Raw genomic sequence first — 8956 nt, forward strand, 5'->3', positions numbered from 1 at the left:
AGCGCTTGCCCGCTTAAAATGCTCGGCTGCCCTCAAGTGATCTTCATTTTTCCATGCTTTCCACCCCATTCGCCACAAGACCTTCATCGAATAAAAATCATCTTCTCCTGAAAGAAGCCGATCCGTCAGCGCGCGCGCAGTTGCCTCGTCACCGATATCTTCGTAGTATGAGATGAGGTGATATAAGGCAGCCCTAGCTACTTCACCATCCGGTCCTGCCAATATTTTCAAGACCTCCATGGCCTTTGCGTTTCCTTTGCTTGCAAGCATTGCAAGTCTTTCGACGGAAGCCAGGGCAAAATCACGACCGCCTGTGGCAAGTTTGTGCCAAAGCGTGACTGCCTCTTCGTAGTTTCTGAGCCTGTAGTTGGAGTAAGCGCGGTAGTAATAAGCCTTATGCCAATGAGGGGGGCTTTCGTCGACCTTTTTAAGTAGCGCCTCTGCCTCTTTATAGTTGCCTTTTAAAAAGGCAGCGTACCCGAGGTAAAAGGGAATTCGAGCATCGATGTCCTCGGGAAACCGCTTTAAAAAATTCAAAGCAGTCGAATTTTGTGGTTGAATATCAAGCAGCGCGAATGCTTCTTCGAGCCCGGCCGAATCTATGGAAAACAGCGCAGTCAAAGCTTGCACCCTTTGGGCATCGTCCGAGGCGGCTGACATCATGGCCCTTCCCCATTTTTCCTTTTCAATATTTTCCTCTGTTCGAAAAAGCCCGTAGGCTACATAAAAACGAAGCGCTCGAGGAGAAACAGGCCAAAGCTTGTAAAGCAAGGCTCTTGCCTCTTCTTGCCGATTAGTTCTTTCAAATGCAAGGGCCATATAAAATTCGCCGTAAGGCTTTACCGAAGGGGGGAATTTATCCTGTATCTCAAGCAGCACATCCAGGGCTTCGGCATACCTACTCTGGAACCAAAGCGCATTGGCATAAAGGGACCATTCTCGAGGCGATAAGTAGTCTTTGTGAACTGTGAAGTATTCATCCAAGGCCTTCCATTGTTTCGCCACAAACAAGGTATCTACGCTTTGCGGCGAAGCTTCGACACTGGTAAGACCTATAGAAAGGATAGCAAGGAACGACACAATAATTAAGGGAAGAAACTTTCGCAAAAACAGATCTCCCTTCTTCGCTAAACGTTAGCATTAGTATAATACATTCGACGGCAATTTAAAAATAAGGAACCTGCAAAACCTGGCCGCAATCCCCTTGAAAAAGGGTTATTGAGCAACTTCGCTTTCTTGAGACATCTCGTGGCAGCAACAGGCAACACAGGCGAGGTTTATATCGTCGCCATCATTTATGAACTTACTGAAGTGCTCCAAGAACTTGGGCTTGACGTGAGGGCAGGTAGATATAAATTCTATAAAGAAAAGAAGGCGTTCAAGACAGACGGGCGATATATAATGTTCTATGGCACAAGCGTTGTCTTTTGCCTCGTCGCTTGGTAGCTTTAAGACGTCTTCAAAGAATTTGTAAATCAGTTGTTCTCTATGAATTAATGCCTTGGCCTTTTCCCTGCCCAAGGCGGTAAGCTCGAGATATCCGTATGGCTCTTGCTCAACGTATCCGTCTTCTTTTAACATGGAAACTATCCCTACAACGGTTGGAGCCCTCACACCCATGACTTGAGCAATATCTTTTACGCGTACTGCCCTGTTTCTTTCGCTGAGCTTATATATGGCCTTAATGTAATCTTCTTTTCTTGGCGTTAATCCAGACATTAGCATCACCTATCTTTTTTAGCTTAGTATAATTATGTACGAAATGCGTCCTTTAGTCAAATCGATGGTTTCGTTCAAAAGCGTACACAAAGGTTCAGTAAAAGCTCGTCTTGTCCAGATTAATCGATATTTTTTATTCTCCACTGATATCAGCTTTAAGCAATGCTATTCTTCTTTGTTCTTGTAAGCTCTGCCAGGCGTGAAGCGCCAAGGCAACGCCTATTACTCCGTATGTCACAAAAACCCTGAAGTACTCCCCTATCATTGCGTCTCCGACAAGGTTTTTTCCTGCAAGGGGAGACACTATAAAAAGGGTATGAAACAAAAGCGTTCCGAGCAAAGCTTGGCCAACTGTGGCCTTTTTAACAGATGCACCTCCAATCAGTATGGCTGCAACGGCGAAAGTGCCAACCTGGACGTGACTTCCATAGGTATTGATGTTGCCCAAGTTCTGTAGAAAAATAACTTGTCCAAGGCCGGCTAATATTGTTGAAAGGATAACAGCGATAATCCTGACTCTATCCACGTTGATGCCCGATGCCTCTGCAACATGCATGTCCTGTCCCACTATTCTAAACTCCTGGCCAAGCTTAGTTTTTACAATGTAATGCGTAAAGAGGCACAAGGCCAAAATCGCCAGGAAAGTTGCAACGGGTATTGACACCGGGAAAACGTGGCCCGGGATCTTCACCTGTATTTTCAAAAGGTTATCCAGGGCGTATTGCATGGGCTTAATATCCAAAGTATTCCTCAGTCCTATACTGCCGGGAATGAGCATCGATGGAACTTTTATGGGTATGATGTTTCCCATGAAGTAAAGACATATCAACTGGTAGATGCCGTTTGCAAAAAATCCCAATATGATTCCCGTGATCATTTCCTTTCCCTTTGTATGGTTAAAAAGAATTCCCGTTAACCAGCCAAACAAAATGGCTAAGGGTATAGATAAAAGTGCAGTCGTCGTAAAGCCAGTCAGTCCTGCCATTTGCCAATTTACCGTGGCGACATAGGCAAATTGCCCGGCCATGGCCCCTAATACGATGCCGAAGTTTAGTCCCATGCCGGCCAAAACAGGAATTATGAGGGAGATCACTAAAAAACTGTTTCGGGCCATCCGAGTGATGATCTCATTGAGTAAAAAAGGCAGCGGTAATCCGCTGTAGTAACCGCCAATGACGCACAGCACAAAGAAAAAAACGGGCACGATATTTTTGCGCAAAAACCACTTCAGCTCGAATTGATTTTTTTGCGATTCATGCATGTTGTTTGAAGTCGAAGAGAGAACTTTTTCATCTTTAGCCATTAGGCGCCACCTCCGATTTCCCGGCGTGTCAATGCATAAAGGATGATGCCGTTGCTTATTATTATCCTTGCGACCTCAGCAAGATTCTCAGATATGATCAGGTTAGCAACGGGCATAGAAACAACCAGGATCGACTGGAAAAGAAAACAACCTACCGTGGCATGCCAGATGGTCGCTCGATTCAAGGTTGCTCCTCCTATTAGTATGGATGCCACAGCAAAAAAGGCCATGAAAAGAGGGGCCATGTAAAGTTGCAAAAAACCAAATGTCTGGGCATATACGATGATGCCCACTGCCCCCAAGGCTTGAGAAACTACGGAGCCTATAGTGCGATAACGATCTATGGAAAGACCGCAGGATTCTGCAAAACGAGGACTTTCTCCCACCGTCGAAAGAGCCACTCCGGTTTTAGAATGCATAAAAAGCCACACTATTAAACAAAAAGCTCCGTAAAAAAGCAGCAATCCCGTCGGTATCGTGACACCAAAGACATCAAAGGCAAGAAAATTATTTAAAACCTTGTCGAAACGGCCCTCCAAGGCTATAGTTACACGTAGGCCACTTCCTCCGTAGGGCCAAATCATTTCAGGGCTTTTAAAGGGCGCCAAGAACCAAAAAATGCACATCAATGAAACGATTGAAAAACCAAAATATGTTCCCACCGTCATTTCCTGCCCCTTGACCTTATTGAGCAGTAAACCATACAAATAACCTGCTATGGCACCTAACGCTCCACCCAGACCAACCGCAAAGAAAAGGGCCTGAAAACCCCTTAAATCAAGTTCTATGCTGAGCACGGCCGCAATTAGGCCACAGGAAATTCCCAATGGAAGGCCAAAATTTGGACCTGTCCCTGATCTTATCGTTGGAATCATGGCCAAAACCAGGATGCCGTTCATTCCGAAACGACTCAGCATGCTCGAAAGTATCTGATCCATGGGAAGATCTAAGATCAGTGCGGCAATTAAAAGGATGATCAAAAAAAGGAGTATTATGGATCTGGCTACTCCAAAACTTGCGACGCCTTCTTTTATCCTTTGCCATAAGCTATGCTCGTTGAAATCACCCGAAGTCATCAAAATACCCCCTCTTTAACAGCCGAAAGTTCCCCTGCCATCATTAAGCCAAATTCTTTGTCGCTTGCGTCAACGGGAAGGATACCCTGCAGGCGACCTCTGTAAATGATGGCAATCCGGTCGCAAATAGAACGAAGCTCGGCAAGTTCGGAAGATGTCATGATAATTGTGACTCCCAGCTCCTGGTTCAGCTGCAAAAGCAGATCGAGTACGATTTTTTTAGCGCCCACATCAATCCCACGTGTCGGTTCAGAGACAAAAAGAATCGAAGGTTCCAAGGTGAGTGCTTTGGCTATGCAGACCTTTTGTTGATTGCCTCCACTTAGACGCCTTACTATTTGATTTGGACCGGTGCAGCGTATATCCAGATCTTTAATCATTTTAAGTGCGTGTTTCCGGATTGACTCTCTGTCTATCATGTTAAATAAATATTTTTTAAGAAACTTGCCTCGGCTCAATAAAGCCTGGACAGCGATGTTGAGCTCTATCGTTTCGTCTAAAAGAAGTCCCATTCCTCGCCTATCTTCTGAGACAAAGGCCATGCCGCTGCTGAGCGCCGAAAGCGGAGAGTTAAGTTCAACTTCGCCATAGTTTGCGACGTGAACATAACCTCTGGCAGGGTATAATCCCATGATGCCGTTGGCGATTCCTATTTTCCCATGACCGGCCAATCCGCCTATCCCCAATATCTCTCCCTCTTGAACATTTAAAGACAAGCCCGAAACTCTTTCTCCCGGCATATCGACGTGAAGGTCTTTAATCGTGAGTATCGGTTTCGCGTCTTCTTCAAAACCCCTGCGAGCTCGAGCTGATATATCGACTTTACGTCCAACCATGAGTTCTGCGAGGACTTCAATGGTGGCTTCCGACGATGGAAGCTTTCCGACCACTTCGCCATCCCTGAGAACAGTGATATTGTCGGCCACCCGCAAGACCTCATTTAACCTATGAGTTATAAAAAGGATAGAAATGCCTTCTCTGGAGAGCTTTTTCATTACCTCTATCAGCGTTTCGGCGTCTTTTTCCGTCAGTACGGCTGTAGGCTCATCCAGGATCAGCAGTCTCAGTGAGTCTTTATCCAGCTCTCGGGCAATTTCGATAAACTGCATGAATCCAACGGGCAATCCAAGGACGGGCAACATTTCATCGATATTTAACTCCACCCGATCCAACGCTTTCCTTGCATCCCTTCTCATTCTTTCAAAATCAAGGATTCCAAGTTTTTTCCCCAGCAACTTGCTCAATAAGTTGTCTTTAACGATTTCACGATTTATCTTTATATTTTCCGTTATGGTCAGCCCGGGCAACAACATGAATTCCTGATGCACCATGCCGATGCCTAATTCCAGAGCATCATAGGGCGAGTTTACTTCTACCGGCTCTCCATCGATAAAAATCCTGCCTTCAAAACCTCCCGTATTTCTTATGACTGGCATCCCAAACAAGATATTCATTAACGTTGATTTTCCGGCTCCATTCTCACCGACTAGGCCGTGAATCTCGCCGGGGGCAACAGAAAGATTCACTGAGCGCAAAACCTTGTTGCCGAAATATTCCTTGCTTATATCTCGCATTTCCAGACGGGGAGCTTCCATTAAGAAATTCCTCCCTCCTTCAGATAAAGTAAGCTACAACGTAGCGGGGTCGCTCACAGGCGAGCAACCCCGCTAGAGCTTTTAATGTCTTTGTTTAAACGTATGCTCTCTATTTATTTGCGCCAAAGATTATCGACTCCCCAACGATGAGCAAGAAGTTATCTGCTTTTACTCCAGCTTCGACGTTTTCGTACGATCTTATCCTGGACTCTTCTCCAAAATACTTATAAAGCAGCTTTTCCATATGAGCTCTATCGTATCCCGATACTTTGCCATCGGCGACATCAAAGGCATACTCAGTTGAAGCATAGGTAAATGCCATGTTGGCGGGAACTTTCCAAGTCGCAAATCTTCCTGCCCTGCCTGCTTCGACAACCTTTTCTTCAATGGCTTTTAAGATGAATTCCACATCTCCAGCTTTATCTGGGGGTATCTCTATCCCGAGCGACCCAGGATATCCGTGATAAGGGCTGGGACAGCACTGCTCCGGGAAGAGGGCACCTGTCGTCATGACAGCCTTTATTAACGGTTCTTGCATTCCACAGTTCGTGCTGAAAAAGGCAGTGTCCACGCCATATTTTTCCACCTGACGGGGAACGTCTTCCAGGACGAATTGCTGTGTTCCGGCTATGCCGGCATCTCCGGTTGGATCGGGTGCGTTGACGAAAACAAACTCGATCCCTCGCTTTTCGCATTCGGCCTTCATGATGTCTCTGCGCTCAGCGAGAAGGGGATAAGACATGTGTCGAGGGAAGGAAATATGACAGAAGGTCTTGGCGCCCATTTTTTCAGCTAGCTCAATGATCGTGACACCACGCATGGGATTATCTGTCTCAAGGCAAATATCTGCTTTCTGGACGACTAACAAGGGATCTTCATGGGGAACTATATTGATGAAAAACATATCGGGACGAAATTCTTTAACCTTATCGATGGCCGCTGCCGAACCGGGAACACCTTGCACCAACACTATGGCCTTTACGTCCGGGTCGGAAGCCATGCCCATTATTTGTTGAATAGTGGTTTCCTGCTCGTCCATGAATTTGTCAGGGTAGGTTACGTGAATTACCCTGTCTTCGCCGTATTTTTCGATCATCTCAAGCGCGGCTCTGTACTCTTCTTCCCCTTGAGATGTGGTGCCCGTCATGATCCCCACCTTGGTGGGACCGGCAAAAGCCACGCTTGCAAAAGCCATGGCAACAATAGCAACCACCATTACGTGAAATAACCTTCTCATTTAACCACTCCTCCTTATCGTGACGCCACGACGTCTTTGATAAATACAAATCCCCTGAACAAACAACTAGCCAACCTATGTTAAGCTGCTTTTTTTAACTTTTCCCTAGGACTACCTTTGCTCCATTCCCCCTTTCTTTATCTAGTATAATATATAATATACAGTATATATGATTCATGAAAGCTTCATATTGATTATAACTGAGACTACTTGATGTAGCAGATTTGAGGTCCATATCGTTTATATCATATTGTAGGTATATACAAAGGGTCAAGCTTAGAGTCTATGTAAAGCCGATGATTTGCTAATTGAAGATTTCTTACCTTTGCTTATCCTTCGGCACATGCGAATGTAAATACCTCTATGGTGCATGATATAATTTTTGAATATGCTATGATTAATCGAATTTTACGAAAGACTGAAGGTTGCAAGGAGCGATTTTTATATGGCAAATGAACGCGAACGAAGAATTGAAAAAAACTTAGTAGAAGGCAAACTTTCGCGATCCATCTGGAAGCTTGCAGCTCCAATGATGATTGGCGGGTTGCTGCAAGATCTTTTCTCGATGGTGGACTTATATTTTGTCGGTGAATTGGGACATGTTGAAGTAGCCGCACTTGCTATTGCCGGTACAGTTGTGGCGGTACTCACGATGCTGGTTCAGGGCATTGCCGTAGGAACGATGGCTCTCATCGCACACTTTACCGGAGAAGGAAATCACGAGATGTCGGATATTGTTTTAGGGCAAACGCTTATCTTGGGTATCATCGGATCGGGCGTAATGTTATTAGTAGCGCTTTTTCTGGTAGATCCCATTTTAAAGCTTTTTGGAGCCACAGGTGATGTTTTTATATATGCAGGAGAATACCTTAAGATAAACTTCGCATTTGCCATTTCCATTTTTATTTTTGTGGGAATAAATTTCGCTCTGAGGGGATCAGGAGATGCCAAGACTCCTTTGTACGCACTGATAATAGCAAATATCCTTAATATCATTCTTGATCCGATGCTTATCATGGGGTATGGCCCATTTCCTGCTATGGGCGTAGCCGGCTCTGCTATAGCAACGGTTTTAACCCGAGGAATTGGCGTCCTATTTCTTTTAAGGCATCTTCTTTTTGGACACTCCACGCTTCATTTAAAGCTTAAATACCTGAAGCCTCTTCCGCCTTTGATGAAAAGGATTGTGAGCATCGGTTCCTTTGCCTCACTTCAAGTATTTATCCGTGAAGTGTCCTTTCTCTTTTTGATGCGCCTGGTCACATCTTTTGGGCACGTAACTCTTGCGGCGTATGGGATAGGGGCAAGGCTTAGAATGCTCATCATAGTGCCCGGCAACGGGTTTGCAGGCGCGGCTGCCGTTTTAGTGGGGCAAAACTTGGGCGCAGGAAGGCCGAAGCGAGCACAAAAGGCTGCATGGCGTACCGTTGCATATTATGAACTTATTCTCATCCCGATCATCATAGTTTTCCTGGTCTTTGCGCCAAGTCTCGTAAGATTTTTTAACGACCATCCGGAGGTCGTTACTATCGGTAGCTCGTATTTGCATTATCTAGCCTTAACGTTTCCCTTTCTTGCATTTTCGCTCATCCTTGGCCAGGCGATGAATGGCGCGGGAGACACCAAAGTGCCTACCATTGTCAACGCAATTGGTCAGCTGGGTTTTAGAATACCTTTCGCCTACTTTTTCGCACTTGTCGTCAAAATGGGTTATAAAGGCATTTGGCTTGGCATCAACGCTTCCGATATTGTGCAGGGGATTGGAATGATACTTGTCTTTCGCACCGGACGCTGGAGGAAGGCATTTGTAAAGCATAAAAAGAAGTTGGCTCGCGAGGCGGGGTTTTTCCAAGCATCCGCAGAGTGTTCTTCATCCGGCTCTTAGCCTGAAGGAAGTTCACATAAATTCATGTTCACTTTTATACGACTTATATATGACGGTCAAGTCCTTAGTTTCCTGTAAAATTACTCTGCTGTCTCGTGGGTAGTTGGGGTTCATGATAACTTTCTTCTATCAGAGGGCGAC

7 protein-coding genes are annotated in these 8956 nt (G+C 45.4%); 1 reads left to right on the forward strand and 6 read right to left on the reverse strand.

Annotated features, from left to right (window positions below; genetic code table 11):
• The 6 genes from Q7P41_RS00140 to Q7P41_RS00165 all read right to left on the reverse strand — a co-directional run.
• A partial coding sequence (locus Q7P41_RS00140) for a tetratricopeptide repeat protein (protein WP_303881064.1) occupies positions 1–1107 on the reverse strand: 1107 nt, incomplete at its 3' end.
• A gap of 108 nt (positions 1108–1215) precedes the next feature.
• Complete coding sequence (locus Q7P41_RS00145; RefSeq protein ID WP_303881067.1) at positions 1216–1719, reverse strand: metal-dependent transcriptional regulator; 504 nt, start codon at positions 1717–1719, stop codon at positions 1216–1218.
• Positions 1720–1852: 133 nt separating this feature from the next.
• A complete protein-coding gene (locus Q7P41_RS00150) occupies positions 1853–3022 on the reverse strand; it encodes an ABC transporter permease (RefSeq protein ID WP_303881070.1) in 1170 nt (389 codons plus the stop codon).
• Positions 3022–4098 (reverse strand): ABC transporter permease, encoded by a 1077-nt coding sequence (locus tag Q7P41_RS00155; RefSeq protein ID WP_303881072.1) that lies wholly within the window; start codon positions 4096–4098, stop codon positions 3022–3024. Before Q7P41_RS00155 ends, Q7P41_RS00150 begins: the two co-directional genes overlap by 1 nt.
• Positions 4098–5693 (reverse strand): sugar ABC transporter ATP-binding protein, encoded by a 1596-nt coding sequence (locus Q7P41_RS00160; protein ID WP_303881073.1) that lies wholly within the window; start codon positions 5691–5693, stop codon positions 4098–4100. The genes Q7P41_RS00155 and Q7P41_RS00160 overlap by 1 nt, the downstream gene beginning before the upstream one ends.
• A gap of 109 nt (positions 5694–5802) precedes the next feature.
• On the reverse strand, positions 5803–6930 hold the full coding sequence (locus Q7P41_RS00165; protein ID WP_303881074.1) for a DUF3798 domain-containing protein: 1128 nt from the start codon (positions 6928–6930) through the stop codon (positions 5803–5805).
• Positions 6931–7375: 445 nt separating this feature from the next.
• On the opposite strand from Q7P41_RS00165, the gene Q7P41_RS00170 reads away from it, so the two are divergent.
• Entirely contained in the window at positions 7376–8815 is a 1440-nt protein-coding gene (locus tag Q7P41_RS00170; RefSeq protein WP_303881075.1) for an MATE family efflux transporter, read from the forward strand.
• Positions 8816–8956 lie beyond the last annotated feature (141 nt).

It is taken from the genome of Acetomicrobium mobile (genome assembly GCF_937920065.1).